The following is a 19,167-nucleotide window of genomic DNA, read 5'->3' on the forward strand; positions in this document are numbered from 1 at the left end:
ATAAATTTTATTTTGTATGATATCACCTGTTAATGCAGGATGAAAAAAGAAAAGTACAAAGAAGGAGCGCATACATGGACATGAAAATCACGCAGAAAATTATAAAAGAAATGTGCGGTACCGCCTCCTTCAAAAGAGGGGAAGCTTATTACCGGGCGAACAAAGTAACCATTACCGGCTACAGTAGGAATCGATGTACTGCTACTGTGAAAGGGGCAGAGGATTTTCAGGTCACTATCGAAAAAGAAATATCCGGCCGTATACAGACATCCTGCAGCTGTCCGGCTCTGGGAGATTTCAATAAAAGCTGTCAGCATGTCGCGGCGGTTTTACTCGCCATCCAGGAACAAAAACAGCAAAGAAATCATTCAACTGCTAAATCGTCCAGGCAATTGGGTGAGGAAGAAATGCCAGCAGGAATTCTGTCACTTTTTCAGGAACGGCGAGGACGAAAAAGCCGGCATCAGCTCCATTTCGAAAAGAGACAAGTACTTGACGTCAAGTTTTCACTTAAACCTTATCTCTCTGAAAAAGGGCAGCGCCTGTTTGGTATGGAAATTTCCATCGGCCAAACAAAAATTTCACCTATTCATATGTTTCTTCAGCATGTAAAGCTGGGAAGGCCATGCACCTTATTTTCCGCTTTCACCTTTGACCCTGCCGAGCACTGTTTTGTTAATGAAGTGGACGCGGTACTATACGAGCTGAGCCGGATTGCCCAGGATGAGATGGCTTTGTTAGAAGCAATTCCGAACGATATAAAAGCTGCAGTCCAAACAGATATGCTGCTTCTTCCTCCATCTGCATGGGGAGTGCTTGCTCCGTTACTTGCCGGATTGCCAAACATATGGATAGAACAGAACGGCCAAGCAGCACAGCGATTACAGTTTATGGTGGGTATACCGCCATTACATTTTTATGTGGAAGAAGTGGATGGAGAGTCCCGGTTAACGGTTAAAGGCTTAGAGCGGATGCTCATTCTTCCTGCTTACAATGTTTTAGTAGATGATGGCAATGTGTTTCAGCTGAATGAAGAGGACTGCGAGCGGCTTATGGAGCTGCTAGAAATGCTTGCACCACCTGATATGAATTATGTGCCAATCCCTCATGCTCAGCTGCAGCTATTCCTGAACAAGGTAGTGCCAGAGTTGAGAAAGATTGGGCGGGTTGAGCTGTCAAAGCAGATGACAGGGAAAATGGTAAAAACCCCGCTTGTAGCAAAGCTGTACCTGGACCGTCTGAGGAATAGGCTTTTGGCAGGGCTGGAATTTCAATATGAGCATGTTATCATTCAGCCGCTTGAAAATGTGGAATATCAAGCCGGGCCGATGATCATAAGAGACTATCAAAAAGAACGGGAAATCTTGGAGATCATGGAGCAGAGCGGCTTTACGAAAACAGACGGCGGTTATTTTATGCAGAATGAAGAGCTGGAATATAACTTTTTGTATCATGTCATTCAGGAACTGCAGCCACTTGTGCAAATTTATGCGACAACGGCTGTTCGTCACCGGCTTATCAAAAAAAGCACCTTTCCTAAAATTGTTGTAAAAGTAAAGAAGGAACGAACAAATTGGCTGGAATTCACATTTAAAATGGATGGTATTTCAGATGACCAAATAAAGGAGATTTTACAGGCGCTTGAGATAAAGCAAAAATATTATCGTCTGCCGAATGACTCCCTGTTGTCACTTGAAACGAGAGAAATGGAAGAAATTCAGCGCTTTTTGCAGGCGGGACCGGTACAGGAGGATCATTATATGACCACTTTGGATATGCCGATAATAGAAAGCCTGAAATTCCTCGAACTGCTGGAGGAAAGTGACGTGTTTGACCCGGAGGAATCATTCCGCCAGTTTCTCGATCAATTACGCCATCCAGAGAACCAGGATTTTGAAGTCCCCGAAAGTTTAAAAGAGGTATTAAGAGATTACCAAACACAAGGATTTAAATGGATGAAGACACTGGCAAGCTATGGCTTTGGCGGGGTATTAGCTGATGATATGGGACTTGGGAAAACGGTACAGAGCATTGCATTTATCGTTTCGGAATTAGCAGCTATTCGGGCTTCTAGGCAGCCTGCACTCATTGTATGTCCATCTTCACTGACATACAATTGGCTGCAGGAAATAATGTCCTTTGCCCCGGAAATACAGGCACTTGTTATCGATGGAAGTCAGGCGGTGCGAAAGGAAATCCAGCGGGACCTTATGGGAATTGATGTTATTATCACATCGTATCCATTGCTTCGCCAGGATCTTTCGTGGTACGAAAAGCAAACGTTCCACACGGTGTTTTTTGATGAAGCACAGGCATTTAAAAATCCGATGACCCAAACAGCACGAGCGGTAAAAAAGATAAAAGCCGCCAACCGCTTTGGTTTGACGGGTACCCCGGTAGAAAACAGCCAGGAAGAACTCTGGTCCATTTATCATGTTGTATTCCCGCAGCTATTCAGGGGGCTGGAGGAGTACAGTCACTTAACAAGAAAAGCTATTTCACGAAGGGTTCGTCCATTTTTGCTTCGCCGATTAAAGGAAGACGTACTGATGGAGCTGCCAAGAAAAAGTGAAGCGATTGTATTTTCAGAGCTGCTTCCGGAGCAAAAGGAGCTATATGCAGCATTCCTGGCAAAACTTCAATATGATACATTAAAGCATCTTGATAAAGAAAGCTTTCGGAAAAACCGTATTCGTATTTTAGCGGGTCTTACGAGATTGCGCCAAATCTGCTGTCATCCGGGTCTGTTTGTGGACGGCTATACGGGAAGCTCGGCAAAATTTGAGCAGCTGTTGCAAATTCTGGAGGAATCCAGGATTTCCGGAAGGAGAGTCCTCATTTTCTCCCAGTTTACGAAGATGCTTGAGCTCATTGGACGGGAGATGACGAGGCAGGGCCATACCTATTTTTATCTTGATGGCAGCACACCTTCTGAAGAACGGGTAGAACTATGTACTCGATTCAATGAGGGCGAGCGGGATGTATTTTTGATTTCATTAAAAGCTGGCGGGACAGGACTCAATTTAACGGGGGCCGACACGGTCATTTTATATGATCTCTGGTGGAATCCAGCGGTAGAGGAACAAGCCGCGGGCAGGGCCCACCGGATGGGCCAAAAAAATACAGTCCAAATTATTAAGCTTATTGCACATGGTACGATAGAAGAAAAAATGAATGAGCTTCAGGAGAAAAAGAGAGACCTTATTACAGATATTCTCGAATTTGAAGATAGAGTGCCAAGTACTTTAACAGAAGAGGATATTCGGGAAATTTTGATGATATAACCTTACAGAAAAATAGGCAGCTGCTTACTTGCAGCTGCCATTTTACTGTTATCATAATGCTTAAAAATAACTTGGATGATAGAATTTTTATTCCTATTAATGTATAATAATTCCTATAAACGGAGGAAAGACGAAAGGATATGCATTGAAAGAAGTGTTGTTATGAGTTTGTATTTTGCATATATACTGGTAGGGTTAGCTATCGCTATGCCAGTTGGAGCAATTACAGTGGAAATGACAAAACAAGGGTTGAAAAATGGTTTTATGCATGGCTGGGCAGTAGGAATTGGCGGTATGACGATTGATGTGTTGTTAATATTAGCACTGTATTTGGGGCTGGCCCAATTTTTAGCACTCCCTTATATCCAGATGCCTTTATGGGTGATCGGTGCGATTTTTTTATTTCTACTTGCTTATGATTCCATTAAGAATGCGGACAAAGATATCACATTAGCAGGCAACAAAGTAAATAAATCACTTGGCAAGACCTATCGAAATGGTGTATTGGTAGCTGTTTCTCCAGGAAATTTAGTGTTTTGGGTTTCAGTTTTTGGTGCAGTATTAGCGGATTCTTATTCAGCAGATGGATCAGCTCATTTTATTATTGTATCTTTAGGTATTTTAACGGGGATTTTACTGCATGATGTTGGGCTTTTAACAATTGTCTCCATTACAAGAAAGATGATGAACCGTCAAATGATTAAATGGACATCCATCATTGCAGGTGCTTTATTATTCGGATTCGGTTGTTATTTCTTATATAATTTCTTCATAGATATTCAAGCATATATATAACCAGTTATTAACAAATAGATTCTCCATTCAGAAAGCCATCTATCATCGACTTTTTCGGATAGATGGCTTTTTTATTATCGTGTGTTGTTGAGATGAGGGACGGAACTAATGCCATATCATAGCCAGCAGGTAGCTGTTTACTCCCCTCTGAAAATGTTGAATGCTTTTTCCATTTTGAGAGCTACATCTAGCAAGATTTTAATTGGAGGCTAATAACGAAAAACACTTCAAATTCCTTTTCGGGAATTGTTGAAGTGTTTTCATTAAGATTTCTGCTAATGTAGCTCGGTATCTGGTATTTTGGAAGGCAAGGTGTTAAATATGGGCTATTTTGAGGTGAAGGGTCAAAATAGGCTGGAAATGTTGAAATTAGTAGGAAGAACCATTTACGAATACTGCGCCAACAATAATTAGAAGGATAAATAGTACAACGATTAAAGCAAATCCGCTGCCGCTATTACCATAGCTTCCGCCACCATAGTTAGACATAAAAATTCACCGCCTTTCTAACACTATCTTATGAACTTTATCTCAAGTAAAAAGAGACAAGTGCGGATTTTTAAAGTAATTTTTATTATATAAATTTATAAAGAAGCGTTAATTGGATAGAAAATAAGGATAAGTTATTAAGGATAATATTTAACCAACTGGAACATTATATTTTGTTGCTAAGGAAATTGGCTTTCTCATGAAATTTTAAAGAGGATATATAAAAAGGAAGAGGAGGAACAAAGGCTGAGCATTTGTAATAATTGATAACTAATAATAAAAAGCAACGTCCAGTAACAGTGAGTTAAATGAAATAAAAATGTTTCTTGCTAGGTGTTCTCCTATTTATCCTTTCTTAACTCTTCATATAATGATAGTATCGATATTTTGGAGGCTATGGCAATGCAAAATAACAACCGAAAGAGAAGTAATGAGGCAGCTCAGGACAGTAACCCGGTGAGCCAGGCAGCTGCGCTTGCGGTAATAGGCAGTTTAATCGCCACGCTTGGTGATGGAATTACGACAGTGGCGGCTGTTCTAGCTTTACAGGAAGCTCAGCAGGAAGCCCAGCAGCCGGTTAACGGTGGAGGCAATATTGATTTGCAGGGAATTAACCAGCAGCTGAATTATTTAACAAAGGAAGTTAAAAAAATTAAAAAAACACTTAATATATAGCTTTCCTATTTCGCTCCGCGTCAAATTTTTATCGATTGAATCTCTTGAGAATAGTAACGATTCTCTACTATTTTTACCTTCTTTGTTAATAGTGTTTTTCCAAGAGATTCATCCCTATTTCCATCTGTACATATCGTTGACACTTTTTCTACCTTCACGTGAATTTCCTCCAGACACCAATGGCGGCTTTTTTCATATTATATTTTGAGGTGAAAAAATGGCAAGAGTCAAATACCGGGATTCAGATATAGCTTTAGTGGCGAGGATGATGCGGGCAGAAGCAGAAGGAGAAGGGCAGCAAGGGATGTTGTATGTCGGCAATGTCATTGTGAACCGAGCTGTAGCAGATTGTTTGGATTTTAAAGATGTTAGGACGATACAGCAAGTTATTTATCAAGTACAAGGGGGAAATTACTCCTTTGAAGCGGTTCAAAAGGGTAATTTGTTCTATGAAAGGGCAAGACCTACAGAAAAGCGATTAGCAAAACAAGTGTTGGATTATTGGAGACAACATCCAGCAAGGTATGCCCTCTGGTACTTTAATCCATATGCCCCATGTCCTCCAACATGGTACGGACAGCCGTTTACCGGCCAATTCAAAGACCATTGTTTCTATGAGCCAGCAGCTGGAACGTGTGCAAGTGTTTATTCTTGAGCCGTTTGAAATAGTGCTAAACGGTTCTCCTGAGGAAAACGATTATTGAACGAGTCACATCGTTTAGTAATCGTCTTTTTTAGTTATAACCTTTCCTTTATTCCACATGCTATTCCTATAAAAGGAGGGATAATGGATGGAGGAAAAAAAACGGCGGCCGTATAAAGAGATGTCCTATCAGGAGCGGCTGAGTCTTTTAGAAACGGCTGAAATTAGCATTTACGATTTACACGAAGATATGCAAACGGTTGATGATATACCAATGGACGAGCTGAATCAAAAAGTCGTCACAGAAAGCAGCAAATCTCATCTTAACCGCTTCCCGGGTATGATCAATCTCGAACGGAATGAACAGCCTGGCGGAAAATAACTCTGCGTGTAGAAAAAATCGCAATCGGGCGTGATGCCTGTATTGCGATTTCTATCGTCTTTATATAAATTACTTTGTTCTATATAGTCTTATATCAATTATTCAATAATAGGAAGGATACGTGTAAAGGGGCATAGAGTTTTGATATGGATGAATAAAAGGATGATAGTGATGCTGGGTTCTATCGTGTACAGGCGGACCGATAAATAATGATGGTGTGATAGGTGCTGTCGCTTTTTTCCATAGGTTTTCGTTTATGCCGTAAGTGTGAGCTATAATATGGGCTGGGGTGAACTTTAAAATGTCTGATCCTAGAATCACCTCAGGGGTGGAGGCATCAAAAATAGCCAGTAAATGCGTGTTGTCCATAGCAGCAACCTCGTAATGCCACCAGCCTTTTGGTACATTGGCGACCTGGCCGGGTGTAATGCAATAGCTTTGAATATTTTTGGTAAACGGATTGAGAATGGATACAGTAGCAGCACCAGAAATACAGTAAACTAATTCAGCGGCATTTTGGTGATAATGAGGTTCTATTACATTATTTTTGCTTAAATAAATATCGAGTAGAGAAATATTTTCTAAAGTATTGAGCTGTTCAACACCTAAAACATTGATTTTGTTTTGCGGATCCTTTTGTAAAAAAGGGCTTTTGTTAACATCAAATGTAAACTGGGCGGCCGGTGAAGTGTAATCGGGATTCGAAGTAATAATTGCTTCCTCCTCACAAAATGAATGACCATTATTAGCCCAGAATATGTAGTAGTTTTATCGGGAAGTGGTTAATCGCCTAACTCACTTTAAACATGAGCAGACGGCCAAGAAAGAAGTCATAAGACCAGAGCTGTCCCAGCAATTTTCAATATAATTTACTATAAGCAATTTAATAGACTAGTGAGCGTACATTAAATGGTAACATATATTTATCTATGTATTTCCATTTAAGGGAACTTAGAGATGATTAATGATGTTATAAATAGGAAAAGGGTATTTCTCCGATTTTTGGAAAGGCAATAAATTACCTAGTAGGGAGGGGAAGAAATGAGCTTTGTTCAAATTACAAAAAGCAATATCGGAACTGAGCATATATGCTGTGCGCTAGGAACAAAACAGTATGAGAGTGCCGTAAGAGAGAAAAAACAATGGCTGACAGAAAGAATGGAAGAAGGATTGGTCTTTTATCGTTTAAATGAGCGGGCGAAAGTGTTTATAGAATATATACCTGCTGATTTGGCATGGGTGTCAATCCATGCTTCGAATTATATGTATATTAATTGTTTATGGGTTTCAGGTAAATACAAAAATAAGGGATATGCGAAGCAATTGCTGGAACATTGTAAAGATGAGGCAGTCAAACTTGGGATGGATGGAATCGTACATATTGTAGGAAAGAAAAATTACCCGTATCTAAGTGATAGACGCTTCTTTGAATATATGGGTTTTGATGTAGTAGACGAAGCAGGCCCTTATTTTCAGCTGGTTGCTTTAAAATGGAATAAACATGCTCCGCAACCTTCTTTTAAGCAACAGGCAGCTGTTTATCCGATTGATCAAGGAATTTGTATTTATTATACAGCGCAATGTCCGTATGCTGTCGGAATAGTAGAAGAACTAAAAGAAGTAGCGGCGAATAAAAAGATTCCTTTCAAAGCCTGTAAAATAACGACGAGAGAACAGGCGCAAAATTCACCTTTAATATGGACAACGTTTGGGGTATTTTATAACGGAAAATTTATCACGCATGAAATAATGAGCCCAAACAAATTCGATAGATTAGTAGGAACACTATTAGGGGAAGAGCAGCAATTTTAACTAATAAAAAGGGGATGGGATGATGGATACGAATCAAATGTTAACGATCAATAAGAAAGGATGGGAAAAAGCAGCAGAGCGCTTTTTCGGCCGAACGGCGCTTCCGGAGTATGGCCCGTTTTCTAAGAAGGAAGATGAGCTTTGCCTATTCGGTGAGATTGCCGGAAAACGAGTGCTTGATATAGGATGCGGCAGCGGGCATTCATTGCAATATATGGGAGATAACGGAGCTGCTGAGCTGTGGGGTATTGACCTGTCCAAAAAGCAGATTGACACGGCGACTAACGTGCTAGGCAATCAGGCGGGTTTAGTCAAACTCATTGAATCGCCTATGGAAGAGAATCCTGGATTGCCGGATAATTATTTTGACATTGTATATTCCATTTATGCGCTTGGATGGACGATTGAGCTAGACCAGACGCTATCGAATATCCAAAACTATCTGAAGCCGGGCGGCACATTCATTTTCAGCTGGGAACATCCAATTCATGATCGGTTAACCTATCAAAATGAATCTTTCATTTTAAACAAATCTTATGTCAAAGAGGGACCGGAATTAAATGAAGCATGGCACAGTGAGGTTGTGACCTATCATCGAAAGCTGAGTACATATATAAATGCGTTAATTAATGCCGGCTTTATCATTGAAAAAGTGATAGATGATGTCGTGCTGCCGGATGAGACGTCTGTAGACCCGTTGAAGTGGTATTCGACACAGAAGGCAGAGCTGGTACCCGCAACTTTTATTATTAAAGCGACGAAAAAGGAATAAGGGTTATACACATAACAGGTTCGGAACAAATGGAGAAAATCGCAAATAATAATGGTTTTGGAAGTGCAATTAGCAAACTAATTCGCCCTTCATTTTTTGCTGTTGCATCAATGTTTATATCCTTTAAGGAGTGTCTTTAACAAATCAATTTGCAACATAATTAGCAAGACCACATAAATTTATGAGGTCTTGCTAATTTAATGCTAAAACTGTTGTGAATTGTTCACTTAATCCTCAATTGTTTTTTTTACGAAAGATTACTTGTAAATTTATGTTGTTAAAAATTATAGATGTAACATCTTATTTTTAAACTAACGGGGCAATTTAACGAAAGTATGCATTGTTGAAAGGGGGAGCGGAAATGAAAAAAACAATTTTTCTTGTATGTTTGTTACTTTTAGTTATGTCACTTGCAGGTTGTTCACGTATCATCAACATGATTGAAGTTGATAAAGAGAAGATCGGTGCTGAATATACAGGGGTGGATGGATACGTAACTGGTGAAGACAATAACGGGACATGCGGTGAAGCTAGAAATTACGAAAGTAGTTTAAATGAAAACGTTTGGACAACTGAGTTTGATTACATGAACGGTACTGGTGTACAGGAATTTACTATTGAAACAGCCGATATTTTGAGAATAAATGGAAAATTTGATAAAGGGGAAGTGTGGATTAAAATTACACAAGGGGATTTGTCCTTAAGTGAAATTCAAAAGGTGCAAGCCATAAATAACAAAGAAATGACTATTGATTTATCCCAATGGCAGAATGGTGAAATTGTAGTATGGTTAGTCGTTGAAAAAGGCGAAGATGGATTAATACAAATCGAACATCTAGAAAATTAAGCACAAATTAGGCGAAAAAACGCTCAGTTTAAAATACTGAGCATTTTTGGTTGCCATTTACAATGCTAACTTAATGTTGAATTGTATGCTAATTGGTTTGTTATTTACATTACTTTAAATATATTTCTCCCCATCAATCGAACCCGTTATTATACACAGGCTACCTTGTTTAATTAATATGAAAGGGATTGCCGCAGCAATCCCTTTCTCTTGTTTTTTAACTATTTAATAACTCTTCAAAGGCTTTTATATTAACATTGAAATCAGGAACAGTTTGAGAATCCTCGGCGGATTTCACTAATTTTACAACCAGATCATTAAAAGGTGTTGCAATGCCTGTACCTTCCGCCATTTTAGGGACAACTCCATTAATGTAGTCAATCTCAGTTTTACGGCCTTTTTCAAGATCCTGGAGCATACTTGCTTTTAGCAGCCGTGAAGGCTCCATAATTACACGTAATGTTTGAATCCGTTCAGGAACATCCTTTTGATCTTTTAACTCAAGGGAGGCGATATCAAATCCGATCATTTCAGCAAATTTGACACCATTTGCATGTCCGACCTTGATTGTCTCATCGGCGATATAAACGGCACTGCGGATACCGATTTCGCTGTCAAGAATGTCGCCGTATTCTCCGTTTAATGCTGCGGATAAACCACTGAACGCATTATTGATAAGCAGTTTTGACCATTTCGTTCCTACTAAATTGTCGGAAATATGTGTTCCTCCTACAAGGTCTAAAACCGATTTAATGCGCTGGATTCTTTCCGTCGTTTCCCCGTTTAATTCCCCAATTTGAAAAGCATACTTTTTAAATTGCGTATACTCGGTTGTAAGGCTGGATACGCCTGGTTCGATAAACGTAGCGCCGAATTCAACTGAGCCTGCAATAACCCGTTCTGCCCCTACAATTGAAGCAACGTTTTTTTCGGGAATCCCATTTTGCAAGGAACAAACTACACTATCGTCCGTTAAAAATGGAAGTAACTCCTGAAGGATGGAGTCGTTATATAATTGTTTAGTTAGAAGTAAAACTAAATCGTATTTTCCTGACTTGTTTTCAGGGGTAATCGCTTTTACCTTTGCCTGAAAATCCGTTGTACCGACGACTTTAGCACCTGTTTGATTTAAAGCCTCAACATGTGCCTCGTAAGTATCGATCAATTCGACATTCATTCCACCGGCAGCAAGATATGCTCCAACGATAGTTCCTAAAGAACCTGCTCCTAAAACGGCAATTCTCATGTTAAAATCCTCCTTATTTTTCCTCTAAATAGTTATATACAGGGTGCGCAGCATTTAACGTCAAATCCGTAAGAATATGAGATGCTGAAACGACTTCCAGCACAGGCAGATCTGCTAGAGGTGCCAATGCATGCTCGAACAATTGAAGGCGGGCAGGACCTGTCCATGCCCCTTTTACTTCAATATTAGTTATTTGTGTTCGGACTAAATCACAAATTCTTAATTCACCTGTATAATCAGTTGCAATTTTCATCATAAAAGTAGGGCGGCAAATTTCTTCTTTCGCTTTTTCCTTGTCCATTTCGATATGTTTATATCCCATCGTTGCAGTCGCCACACGAAGACTGCCATAATCCAATGTGCCAACTAGGGCATCGGAATCTACATATAGCTTAGGCTCACCCATTTTTTTAGGGTAAGCGGTAAGTTCACGTCCGCTTGCAATTGCCGGGAAGTTATCTACATACATAGAGTGAACATAGTCTCCCTCTTCCCCGTTAAAACGCACAGGGATTACTTGTCCTGCCTCTGTATAAGCACCAAGCCCGGAAACATCGGGCATCCACATCACCTCGAATTTAACGAGTGGTTCAGTAATTTCAAGAGGTTCCGGCACTGCCTCCCGTAAAGCTTTCTCGTCCGTTCGGTAAATAATGTTAAGATATTCACGGTTAATAAATTTATAAGGCGGCATAGGATAAGCAGGTGCTGTTAATGGGGTAGTTAAATTTTTTGCTATGTTATTTATATCAATTTTCATAGAATAACACCTTCCTTTATTTACTTAAGAATTTGCACTAATCACTTCGCTTGTTAGTCTGTCCTTTCCCCTGCGTCTTATGTGATTATTTTACAGCTGTATTTACATTTAATCTAATACATAATAAGGTATGTATATATTTATCTAAATAAATAAGTGGGGTGGAGAATAAATGGAATTGCTTCAGCTGAAATACTTTCAGACCGTTGCCTATACCGAGCACATTTCTAACGCAGCTAAACAATTGAATATTGCCCAGCCCTCTTTAAGTCTGACGATTAAAAGACTTGAGGATGAATTGGGGACAGCTCTATTTGAAAGGAAAGGCAGAAATATTCAATTGAACTCGGCGGGAAATATCCTTTTGAAGCACGTAAATAGAATTTTTACGGAGATTGAAAATGCACAAATGGAGATTCAATCGGAGAAACACCAAATTTCTAACACGATCAGAATATCCATTTCCAACCCGAGATTCCTTACAGGACTAATCAGCGGATATATTAACAGCTTTCCTCACTCAAAAATTCTTCAAGCAATCGGAGCTAAAAGCGAAATAATGGCAAGTTTAAAAAAAGGGGACATTGATTTAGGGATAGCCGGCCATCCTATTCAGGATGAAGAGGTAGAGAGTTGTGTGCTTGTAAATGAAGATATCGTACTTGTCCTACCGTCGACCCACAGATTGACGGGGAAAACGGAAATTTCATTAAGCCAAGTTGCCGACGAAGCATTTATTACGCTTGCTAATAATAAGGAGTATAGTGATTTTACAAACATGCTTTGTGAAAAGGCCGGCTTTACTCCGAATATTGCATTTGAAGTAGATTCTAATTTACTGGTTGAGATTATAAAGCTTGACCAGGGGGTAGCTTTGCTTCCTGTGTCGGTTTGCGAAAATTTAGGGGTAAATTATATAAAAGTTACGGATACTTCTGCTACATATCCGGTCAGCCTATCTTGGAACAAGCATAAATTATTATCTGATCCGGTAGAAAATTTCCGTGACTTTATTATTTCATACTATAAAGATAACAATGAAATGTTCAAGGCTAAATAAAGGGATACCGTTGTTCGCTCATCATGTATCCAGCGTCATTGCCGATTGTACAATAAAAAATTCTGGAAGGTACACAGGATTTTATCAGTCTTTCTGTAAAATAAACAAACTTTATTTTACAGGTTCAGTTTTTTTTAAACAAAGAGGAGCTCACTACAATACGGTGAGCTCCAATTGATCAGAGGGCATGGTTAAAATGAGTAGGTGTCGCCGTCATTTGGTACGAGGACCTTACTGGAGATTTCTTTTTCATTAATAAAGTTTCGTAATTCCTCGCGTGATAGTGTCCAGTGGTTAACGGCTTCCATATGGCTGGCAATAATTGTCGCGGTTGGTGCCGCTTTATGCACTTCGTAAACATCTGCCACGCCCATCACGAGAGAGCCTCCCTCCAAAAATTGGTTGTCGCCGGCATTGACGACAATGATTTCAGGGTGGAATTGACGAAGTGTTTCTTCTACGCCTTCATACCATACTGTATCACCCGCGATGTAAAGAGTCTTTTCACCTTCATGTTTAAATACTACGCCACATACGTCTCCGGCAATTTTTAAAATTTCTCCTCGGCCGTGTTCACCCTTCGTTTTGATTAGCCGGATGTTTTGCCAGGAAGTTTCTTCGGTTAATACCTCTACATTCGTAAAGCCGGCCTCTTTTATAACTTCTTCATCTTTGTCGTTTTGTACAAAGAGTTTAATATCCTTTGGGAGCGCTTCTTTTGCTGCCTCATCCCAATGGTCTAGGTGAAGGTGTGTCACTATGACTGCATCTACATCTATAATTTCTTCAATTGATTTTGGTAAGTCTACTAATGGGTTGTTTTGATCCTGACGTACAGAGTTTGGGAAAGGTGGGTATGTTCCTTTTTCTGCTAAAAATGGATCGACTAAAAATTTCTTGTCTGCATATTCTACAAGTAATGTCGCATTGCGGATTTGTTCAATTTTCATAAGTAAAACTCCTTCTTTTGAAATGTACATTCAGTTTATAATATGGACGACTATGCTTTCCATAGAAGAAATCAAGTCTTTTTTGCGTTTGGCTTGATAAATGAAAGGATTTGATCGAATGCTGGATTATACAGATAGGCTTATTCTGGGTGAACTTCGGAAAAACAGCCGTATCACAATGAAGGAACTGGGAGAGAAAGTTCATCTGACAGGACAAGCAGCTGCAGCCCGTGTCGCAAAATTAGAAGACAATGGAATTATTGAGGAGTACACAATTCGTGTAAACGGTCCAAAGCTGGGATTAAGTATTCATGCCTTTATAGAAATTAGGATGGAGAGTGCTGATCATCAGCCGTACATAGCATTTGTTCATACACAAAAACAGTATGTACTGAACAATTATAAAATCAGTGGAGAAGGCTGCTATTTGTTGGAATGTAAGTTTCCTTCGAATGAAATGTTGACACAGTTTTTGGACTCGTTGAATAGATATGCTAATTACAAGCTCTCGATTGTTATTACAAAAAGCTGACATATCCTGCCGTGTATCGTTTCTTCCGTATAGCCGCCGCTGCAACGGAAAAACTACGGAAAAGGGAAAGGAGTGTTGAGGATGAAGGATCAGCGACCACCGCATGAGCAGCTGACGACAAAGGATAACGGATTATCGTCAATGCAGGAAGTGATCTACCGGAAAGAGTTTAAACGGGCAGATCAGGCAGCAACGAAGAAAGAAAAGGGTAAAAAGTAATAGTAACGCCCACCGTAGGAGTTAGCTTTTCGGTGGGCGTTTTAATTATTTGCTTGGTCACTATACTTCTTCCTGGAAATAAATTTTATAGAATTTTCGGTTTGTCGCTTCGTCATAGCCGACTTCAATCAGTTCTTCCACTTCCTCGATATCCCGCACGTTTACCTGAATTTCGATATTATCATCGAGCTTGATTTTCCGCTTGTATGTTTTTTCAACCTTGGCAATAGCGCTTTCTGAAATCACGGTTTCATAAGGCTTTACCGTATTAACAATAATATCTTTCTGTACAGCATCGGCCTTTTCAAAGACGGATTCAATATAATCGTTCACCTGGAACTCTTCTTCGTTTCTAAAGTAATCAAGCGTTTTGTTGAGAAGACCAAGCTTTTCGGTATTCGAGAAACTCTCCTCTTTTAAAATGATCTTTTTGCATTCCGTCAAAGCAAGGTTCGTTTTATGATAATGCTCATCAGCAGCCTTGATCTTTAAAAAGCGCTCCTGCCAGTAGACAACATCTTCCTTCCGCTTTGTCTTGATAAAAACGGCAGGCGGCTCATCCTGCCCCATGTCTACGATAACGGCCATATTGTTACTTTTCTTTACATTGATGCCGTCAATCCCGCTTACGGTCATTTTGTTTTGCACATTTTTTATATCAAGGAACATTTCCTTTTCATCAATTTTCACGATGGCCAACACTTTTTTTACTTCCGAGTGCCAGTAGCAGTTGTCAAAGCAGCCGATGAATAATTCGCCGGGCTTAATATTCGGATGCTGAGAAGTGCTGTGCAAATGAGTAGCGATATGCTTCGACTGCTCAAGAAAGCTGTCTGGCTGATCAAAAATGGACTTTACATATGTATACACTTCATTCAAGCCGATATCTGTTTCATGGAAGAATTCATATTGCTGCTCCATATCGAGCTTACCAAACGCTAATTGGGTAAAAGCGGCTTCCAGCAGAACATCCGGCTGGGACATAGCCTCTTCTCCCATTACGAGTGCGTCTCCTACATAATGGACAGCGTATTTTGTTACTTTGCTTTCGCTTACTTCAAGCATGGATTTCACCTTCTACATAATAGTTATTGATAATCTACCTTATCATATACATCCCTGTATTTTCATCCATTTTCTAAAGCGAGCACCATTTTATAAGCTCAAAAAAATAAATACCTTCTTTTCACTTTTTAAAAGCCTGCCAATTGATTAAAAGGTATGTGATAAGAAGTAACATAATAGTAGAACAGTGGCGAATGAAAAAAATCATCTAACTTAAGCCCACATTGAATTTTTTTAGTTCTTTAGCTGTTTATAGATAATGAATTTTTAATCTAAAAAGTCTAAAAATTTAAAAAATGCCTTGCAAAAAACAAGGGTGTATGTAAAATATAAATATAAACAATGTTACTTTTTATAACATGAATTAAAAAGGAAAAGTAACATAAGGAAGGGGATTTTTAATGGAAGAGGTAATGTATCTAATGAACAGTTTGTGGACACTGGTAGCAGCCGTTCTTGTTATTTTGATGATTGGCGGCTTCATCCTTTTGGAAGCAGGATCGACGAGGATGAAAAATGCAGGACATGTAGCAGGGAAGACGGTGTTTACGTTCGGATTGGCCTCCCTTGTTTTCTGGGCTGTAGGCTATGCTTTCATTTTTGGGGGTAACGCGAATTTCTTTACAGGTATGACAGATTTCTTCTATTCAGGCGAAAATACGGCAGACGGTTCGTTGGCAACGACAGTGTTCTTCGTTTTCCAATTAGCTTTTGCAGGTATCTCCGTAACTATCGCATTAGGCGGGTTTGCAGAGCGTGCAAAATTCTCGGCCTATGTGATCTTCACCATTCTCTTCGGCATCATCGTTTATCCTATAATTGCACATTGGGTATGGGGCGGCGGCTGGCTGGCCGAGCACGGCAAACAGGATTTTGCGGGCTCAACAGTCGTTCATTTGACAGGTGCGATGGCAGCGCTAGCTGCAACGATTATCTTAAAACCACGTATCGGCAAATATAATAAAGACGGTTCAGCCAATAATCTGGCAGGGCACAATCAAGTATATACAGCGTTGGCGGTATTGATTCTTTGGGTTGGCTGGTTCGGCTTTAACGCGGGGAGCACGGTATCAGTAGACGGTTCATTCTTCGGATTTGTTGCATTGAATACTAATCTAGCAGCAGGTGCCGGAGCGGTGGCAGCTACATTGATCTCCTGGCTTGTTTTAGGGAAGCCGGATATTCCAACAATTCTAAACGGAGCTTTAGCAGGACTTGTCGCGATAACGGCATCCTGTGCTTTTGTTGATGTATGGGCTTCTGTAGTCATAGGATTTGTAGCAGGCATAATTGTATTCTTCAGCAGTCGTTTCTTTGAAAAACGCAAAATTGACGATCCGATCTTCGCTTTATCTGTACATGGTACAGCGGGTATTTGGGGGACATTATCAAATGGTTTATTTGCCACACCTGAACTTGCGACGACCGGCCAGGCAGGATTATTTTATGGAGGTGGTCTTCACCAGTTATGGGTACAATTCATGGGTGTAATCGTATGCGGTTTCTTCGCATTTGCTGTATCCTTCACGATTTTATGGGTGATGAAAAAAGTAATGGGCAGCATCCGGGTATCAGAAGAGGAGGAAATCATGGGCTTGGATATTAGTGAACATGGCAGCTACGGCTATCCAGAGCAAATGACGGCAGAAACGGTCCTAGCTGCTACAATCACTGAGCAAAGGGAAGTTCAGATTTACTGATTGGAAAAGGTAATGTCCAAGAAGGTGTTCTGATACACCTCCTTTGCGACGAAGAGAGTGACCTGTTGATATGGCCACTACAGGAGCAATAGTTTATAACAGATATTTATAATGGAAAAAGGCTGTGTTAAAAGTTATTTTGATTTTTAATACAGCCCCTTTAGCATTGTTTTTATAGTGAGAAAACTTGCGTGAAAGGACGTGAGCGGGTGGAGACATATGAATCCATCAAGCTATGGAAAGAGCAGCAAATACAGCGCTTCTCCTATGACTCAGACTCATTGAATTATTTTCATGACCAGGTCATGGGGAGGGTTTTGGAAGTTACCAGAAAAAAGATTAATTTGACAAGACCTCCGTGCCAGTATGCATGGTTTATTACCGGGAGCGGAGGACGATTTGAGCAGGGGCTCGTAAGCGATCAGGATCATGGCTTTGTTTATGAACCTTCCAATGAACAAACAGACTGGTATTTTAAACAGTTGGGAAATGAACTGGCGGATGGTTTGCATATAGTAGGCTACCCTTATTGTCACGGCAACATTATGAGCTCCAATCCTTTATGGTGCAAATCACTGGCGGAATGGAAGCGGCAGCTGCAAGGTTGGCTGCAGGATGGAAACTGGGATTCGATTCGCCAGCTTCAAATATTATTTGATGCACGCGCTTTAGAGGGAGAAGCTGCATTGGTTAGAGAACTAAAGTCCTTTGTTTACTCCTATATTCATGATCATCCGCAACTGTTAAAGCGTTTCGCAAGGAATATTGAGCATATTAAAAACAGCATCGGTCTCATGGGACAGATTTTAGTGGAGCGCTACGGTTTATATGAAGGGTGTATCGATTTGAAATATGCCGCCTTCCTCCCTTATGTAAATGCCGTCCGTCTTCTTGCCATGAAAGAAGGGCTGTTTGAGACATCAACGCTAGTCCGGATGGCTAAGCTGAAGAAAATGAAAGATTATGAGCAGCTGCTGCAGCATAGTGAGAAAAACTTTCAAAGCCTGCTGACCTACCGCCTTTCTTTAACAGATATCAGTCGTTATACAGATACGCACTATTTGCATGTGCAAATATTATCGAAGCAGGAGCGCAAGGGTTTGAAACAGATTTTAAAAGATGGAAAACAGCTTCACAGCTATGTATTGTCTCATATAAATAAAGGCGCTGTATATGGCATTTGAACCGTTTATGCAATTGTTAAGAGGATTGAGGAAAAGACAGGAAGCGGATGCGGGGCCAGGCAGGATTCAAAACGCAAAGCAGCTGGCATACTTGCGCAATATGCAGCGGGAAGCCAGCAAATATGACCTGCTGAATGTACCGTTGACGGAGGTCCCATTTATGATTTTTGATATCGAAACAACAGGCTTTCACCCGGAAAAGGGTGATAGTGTGCTTTCCATCGGTGCTGTTAAAATGCAGGGGGCTGCTATACTGGAGAAAACATTTTACTCGCTCGTACAGTATGAAAAGGTACTGCCTCCTCAGATTACAGAGTTAACAGGCATCACAACCGAGGCAGCAGGAGCGGCCCGCCCTTTTTCTGCCGTCTACATGGATTTTCTCGAATTCAAGTCAAATAGTACCCTGGTAGCCCATCATTCGGTCCATGAACGGAAGTTTATGGAATACACAAGTGCCAAGCTTTTGCGTACTCCCTTTAAACACAGGATTATCGATACTTCCTTTTTGTTCAAGGTGGTGAATCCATCTCTACCCTTGGCAGCACTTGAGGACTTGTGTCTCTATCACCAAATCGAAGTGAAGGACCGTCATCATGCCTTAGGGGATGCCAAAATGACTGCGCTGCTTTGGAGTCTTTATTTAGAAGAGGCTGTACAGCTCGGATATGAAACCTTGGGTGATGTGTATCTGAAATTTTCGCAGCTGCAATAAAAAAGGCTTTGCTGCCGTAATATCGGTACAAAGCCTG

At 40.3% G+C, this 19,167-nt stretch carries 20 protein-coding genes; 14 read left to right on the forward strand and 6 right to left on the reverse strand.

Annotated features, from left to right (window positions below; all coding sequences use genetic code 11):
* Positions 1-74: 74 nt before the first annotated feature.
* Positions 75-3,284, forward strand: coding sequence for a DEAD/DEAH box helicase (locus tag BOD01S_RS15650; RefSeq protein ID WP_036156456.1), 3,210 nt, complete (start codon positions 75-77; stop codon positions 3,282-3,284).
* A gap of 162 nt (positions 3,285-3,446) precedes the next feature.
* Entirely contained in the window at positions 3,447-4,079 is a 633-nt protein-coding gene (locus BOD01S_RS15655; protein ID WP_036156458.1) for a LysE family transporter, read from the forward strand.
* Between the two features lie 369 nt (positions 4,080-4,448).
* On the opposite strand, the gene BOD01S_RS22660 is transcribed toward BOD01S_RS15655, so the two are convergent.
* Complete coding sequence (locus BOD01S_RS22660; RefSeq protein ID WP_081978017.1) at positions 4,449-4,568, reverse strand: YjcZ family sporulation protein; 120 nt, start codon at positions 4,566-4,568, stop codon at positions 4,449-4,451.
* A gap of 402 nt (positions 4,569-4,970) precedes the next feature.
* Between BOD01S_RS22660 and BOD01S_RS15660 the strand changes: the two genes are divergently transcribed.
* The 3 genes from BOD01S_RS15660 to BOD01S_RS15670 all read left to right on the forward strand — a co-directional run bounded on the left by BOD01S_RS15660 (position 4,971) and on the right by BOD01S_RS15670 (position 6,268).
* Positions 4,971-5,243 (forward strand): hypothetical protein, encoded by a 273-nt coding sequence (locus tag BOD01S_RS15660; protein ID WP_036156460.1) that lies wholly within the window; start codon positions 4,971-4,973, stop codon positions 5,241-5,243.
* A gap of 217 nt (positions 5,244-5,460) precedes the next feature.
* A complete protein-coding gene (locus BOD01S_RS15665) occupies positions 5,461-5,898 on the forward strand; it encodes a cell wall hydrolase (protein ID WP_036156462.1) in 438 nt (145 codons plus the stop codon).
* A 136-nt stretch (positions 5,899-6,034) separates the two neighbouring features.
* Complete coding sequence (locus BOD01S_RS15670) at positions 6,035-6,268, forward strand: hypothetical protein (RefSeq protein ID WP_036156465.1); 234 nt, start codon at positions 6,035-6,037, stop codon at positions 6,266-6,268.
* Positions 6,269-6,370: 102 nt separating this feature from the next.
* On the opposite strand, the gene BOD01S_RS15675 is transcribed toward BOD01S_RS15670, so the two are convergent.
* Complete coding sequence (locus BOD01S_RS15675) at positions 6,371-6,979, reverse strand: cupin domain-containing protein (RefSeq protein ID WP_036156467.1); 609 nt, start codon at positions 6,977-6,979, stop codon at positions 6,371-6,373.
* Between the two features lie 330 nt (positions 6,980-7,309).
* On the opposite strand from BOD01S_RS15675, the gene BOD01S_RS15680 reads away from it, so the two are divergent.
* From BOD01S_RS15680 to BOD01S_RS15690, 3 genes are all read left to right on the forward strand, one after another.
* Positions 7,310-8,080, forward strand: a complete 771-nt coding sequence (locus tag BOD01S_RS15680; RefSeq protein ID WP_036156469.1) for a GNAT family N-acetyltransferase — start codon at positions 7,310-7,312, stop codon at positions 8,078-8,080.
* Positions 8,081-8,102: 22 nt separating this feature from the next.
* Positions 8,103-8,852: a class I SAM-dependent methyltransferase gene (locus tag BOD01S_RS15685; RefSeq protein ID WP_036156471.1), complete on the forward strand. Its 750-nt coding sequence runs from the start codon at positions 8,103-8,105 to the stop codon at positions 8,850-8,852.
* Positions 8,853-9,213: 361 nt separating this feature from the next.
* Positions 9,214-9,699 carry a hypothetical protein gene (locus BOD01S_RS15690; protein ID WP_036156473.1) on the forward strand — a complete coding sequence of 162 codons (486 nt, stop codon included), beginning with the start codon at positions 9,214-9,216 and terminating at the stop codon, positions 9,697-9,699.
* 217 nt (positions 9,700-9,916) lie between these two features.
* Here BOD01S_RS15690 and BOD01S_RS15695 read toward each other — a convergent pair whose 3' ends face one another.
* Both BOD01S_RS15695 and BOD01S_RS15700 read right to left on the reverse strand, forming a co-directional pair.
* Positions 9,917-10,945 (reverse strand): ketopantoate reductase family protein, encoded by a 1,029-nt coding sequence (locus BOD01S_RS15695; protein WP_036156475.1) that lies wholly within the window; start codon positions 10,943-10,945, stop codon positions 9,917-9,919.
* A gap of 13 nt (positions 10,946-10,958) precedes the next feature.
* On the reverse strand, positions 10,959-11,705 hold the full coding sequence (locus BOD01S_RS15700) for an acetoacetate decarboxylase (RefSeq protein ID WP_036156477.1): 747 nt from the start codon (positions 11,703-11,705) through the stop codon (positions 10,959-10,961).
* A gap of 172 nt (positions 11,706-11,877) precedes the next feature.
* Here BOD01S_RS15700 and BOD01S_RS15705 point away from each other — a divergent pair, with 172 nt between their 5' ends.
* Positions 11,878-12,765 carry a LysR family transcriptional regulator gene (locus BOD01S_RS15705; RefSeq protein WP_036156479.1) on the forward strand — a complete coding sequence of 296 codons (888 nt, stop codon included), beginning with the start codon at positions 11,878-11,880 and terminating at the stop codon, positions 12,763-12,765.
* Positions 12,766-12,956: 191 nt separating this feature from the next.
* On the opposite strand, the gene BOD01S_RS15710 is transcribed toward BOD01S_RS15705, so the two are convergent.
* Positions 12,957-13,715, reverse strand: coding sequence for an MBL fold metallo-hydrolase (locus BOD01S_RS15710; protein WP_036156481.1), 759 nt, complete (start codon positions 13,713-13,715; stop codon positions 12,957-12,959).
* A 118-nt stretch (positions 13,716-13,833) separates the two neighbouring features.
* Between BOD01S_RS15710 and BOD01S_RS15715 the strand changes: the two genes are divergently transcribed.
* Both BOD01S_RS15715 and BOD01S_RS22665 read left to right on the forward strand, forming a co-directional pair.
* On the forward strand, positions 13,834-14,247 hold the full coding sequence (locus tag BOD01S_RS15715) for an Lrp/AsnC family transcriptional regulator (RefSeq protein WP_036156483.1): 414 nt from the start codon (positions 13,834-13,836) through the stop codon (positions 14,245-14,247).
* Between the two features lie 81 nt (positions 14,248-14,328).
* Positions 14,329-14,466 (forward strand): YfhE family protein, encoded by a 138-nt coding sequence (locus tag BOD01S_RS22665; RefSeq protein ID WP_081978018.1) that lies wholly within the window; start codon positions 14,329-14,331, stop codon positions 14,464-14,466.
* Between the two features lie 60 nt (positions 14,467-14,526).
* Here BOD01S_RS22665 and BOD01S_RS15720 read toward each other — a convergent pair whose 3' ends face one another.
* Entirely contained in the window at positions 14,527-15,531 is a 1,005-nt protein-coding gene (locus tag BOD01S_RS15720; RefSeq protein ID WP_036156485.1) for a nucleoid-associated protein, read from the reverse strand.
* A 401-nt stretch (positions 15,532-15,932) separates the two neighbouring features.
* Between BOD01S_RS15720 and BOD01S_RS15725 the strand changes: the two genes are divergently transcribed.
* The 3 genes from BOD01S_RS15725 (at position 15,933) to BOD01S_RS15735 (ending at position 19,130) form a co-directional block, all read left to right on the forward strand.
* The gene (locus BOD01S_RS15725) at positions 15,933-17,231 is read left to right on the forward strand and encodes an ammonium transporter (protein WP_036156487.1); all 1,299 of its coding nucleotides are present in this window, start codon (positions 15,933-15,935) and stop codon (positions 17,229-17,231) included.
* A 209-nt stretch (positions 17,232-17,440) separates the two neighbouring features.
* Complete coding sequence (locus BOD01S_RS15730) at positions 17,441-18,415, forward strand: DUF294 nucleotidyltransferase-like domain-containing protein (protein WP_036156793.1); 975 nt, start codon at positions 17,441-17,443, stop codon at positions 18,413-18,415.
* A 7-nt stretch (positions 18,416-18,422) separates the two neighbouring features.
* Entirely contained in the window at positions 18,423-19,130 is a 708-nt protein-coding gene (locus tag BOD01S_RS15735) for an exonuclease domain-containing protein (RefSeq protein ID WP_244887323.1), read from the forward strand.
* Positions 19,131-19,167: the final 37 nt, after the last annotated feature.

The organism is Lysinibacillus odysseyi 34hs-1 = NBRC 100172 (assembly GCF_001591965.1).
In the GTDB taxonomy this organism is placed as follows: domain Bacteria; phylum Bacillota; class Bacilli; order Bacillales_A; family Planococcaceae; genus Lysinibacillus_B; species Lysinibacillus_B odysseyi.

Excerpts from the sequence above, each read along its gene's own strand:
- BOD01S_RS15650 (WP_036156456.1), top strand. The coding sequence starts at position 75 with ATGGACATGAAAATCACGCAGAAAATTATAAAAGAAATGTGCGGTACC.
- BOD01S_RS15655 (WP_036156458.1), top strand. The coding sequence starts at position 3,447 with ATGAGTTTGTATTTTGCATATATACTGGTAGGGTTAGCTATCGCTATG.
- BOD01S_RS22660 (WP_081978017.1), bottom strand. The coding sequence starts at position 4,568 with ATGTCTAACTATGGTGGCGGAAGCTATGGTAATAGCGGCAGCGGATTT.
- BOD01S_RS15660 (WP_036156460.1), top strand. The coding sequence starts at position 4,971 with ATGCAAAATAACAACCGAAAGAGAAGTAATGAGGCAGCTCAGGACAGT.
- BOD01S_RS15665 (WP_036156462.1), top strand. The coding sequence starts at position 5,461 with ATGGCAAGAGTCAAATACCGGGATTCAGATATAGCTTTAGTGGCGAGG.
- BOD01S_RS15670 (WP_036156465.1), top strand. The coding sequence starts at position 6,035 with ATGGAGGAAAAAAAACGGCGGCCGTATAAAGAGATGTCCTATCAGGAG.
- BOD01S_RS15680 (WP_036156469.1), top strand. The coding sequence starts at position 7,310 with ATGAGCTTTGTTCAAATTACAAAAAGCAATATCGGAACTGAGCATATA.
- BOD01S_RS15685 (WP_036156471.1), top strand. The coding sequence starts at position 8,103 with ATGGATACGAATCAAATGTTAACGATCAATAAGAAAGGATGGGAAAAA.
- BOD01S_RS15690 (WP_036156473.1), top strand. The coding sequence starts at position 9,214 with ATGAAAAAAACAATTTTTCTTGTATGTTTGTTACTTTTAGTTATGTCA.
- BOD01S_RS15695 (WP_036156475.1), bottom strand. The coding sequence starts at position 10,945 with ATGAGAATTGCCGTTTTAGGAGCAGGTTCTTTAGGAACTATCGTTGGA.
- BOD01S_RS15700 (WP_036156477.1), bottom strand. The coding sequence starts at position 11,705 with ATGAAAATTGATATAAATAACATAGCAAAAAATTTAACTACCCCATTA.
- BOD01S_RS15705 (WP_036156479.1), top strand. The coding sequence starts at position 11,878 with ATGGAATTGCTTCAGCTGAAATACTTTCAGACCGTTGCCTATACCGAG.
- BOD01S_RS15710 (WP_036156481.1), bottom strand. The coding sequence starts at position 13,715 with ATGAAAATTGAACAAATCCGCAATGCGACATTACTTGTAGAATATGCA.
- BOD01S_RS15715 (WP_036156483.1), top strand. The coding sequence starts at position 13,834 with ATGCTGGATTATACAGATAGGCTTATTCTGGGTGAACTTCGGAAAAAC.
- BOD01S_RS22665 (WP_081978018.1), top strand. The coding sequence starts at position 14,329 with ATGAAGGATCAGCGACCACCGCATGAGCAGCTGACGACAAAGGATAAC.
- BOD01S_RS15720 (WP_036156485.1), bottom strand. The coding sequence starts at position 15,531 with ATGCTTGAAGTAAGCGAAAGCAAAGTAACAAAATACGCTGTCCATTAT.
- BOD01S_RS15725 (WP_036156487.1), top strand. The coding sequence starts at position 15,933 with ATGGAAGAGGTAATGTATCTAATGAACAGTTTGTGGACACTGGTAGCA.
- BOD01S_RS15735 (WP_244887323.1), top strand. The coding sequence starts at position 18,423 with ATGCAATTGTTAAGAGGATTGAGGAAAAGACAGGAAGCGGATGCGGGG.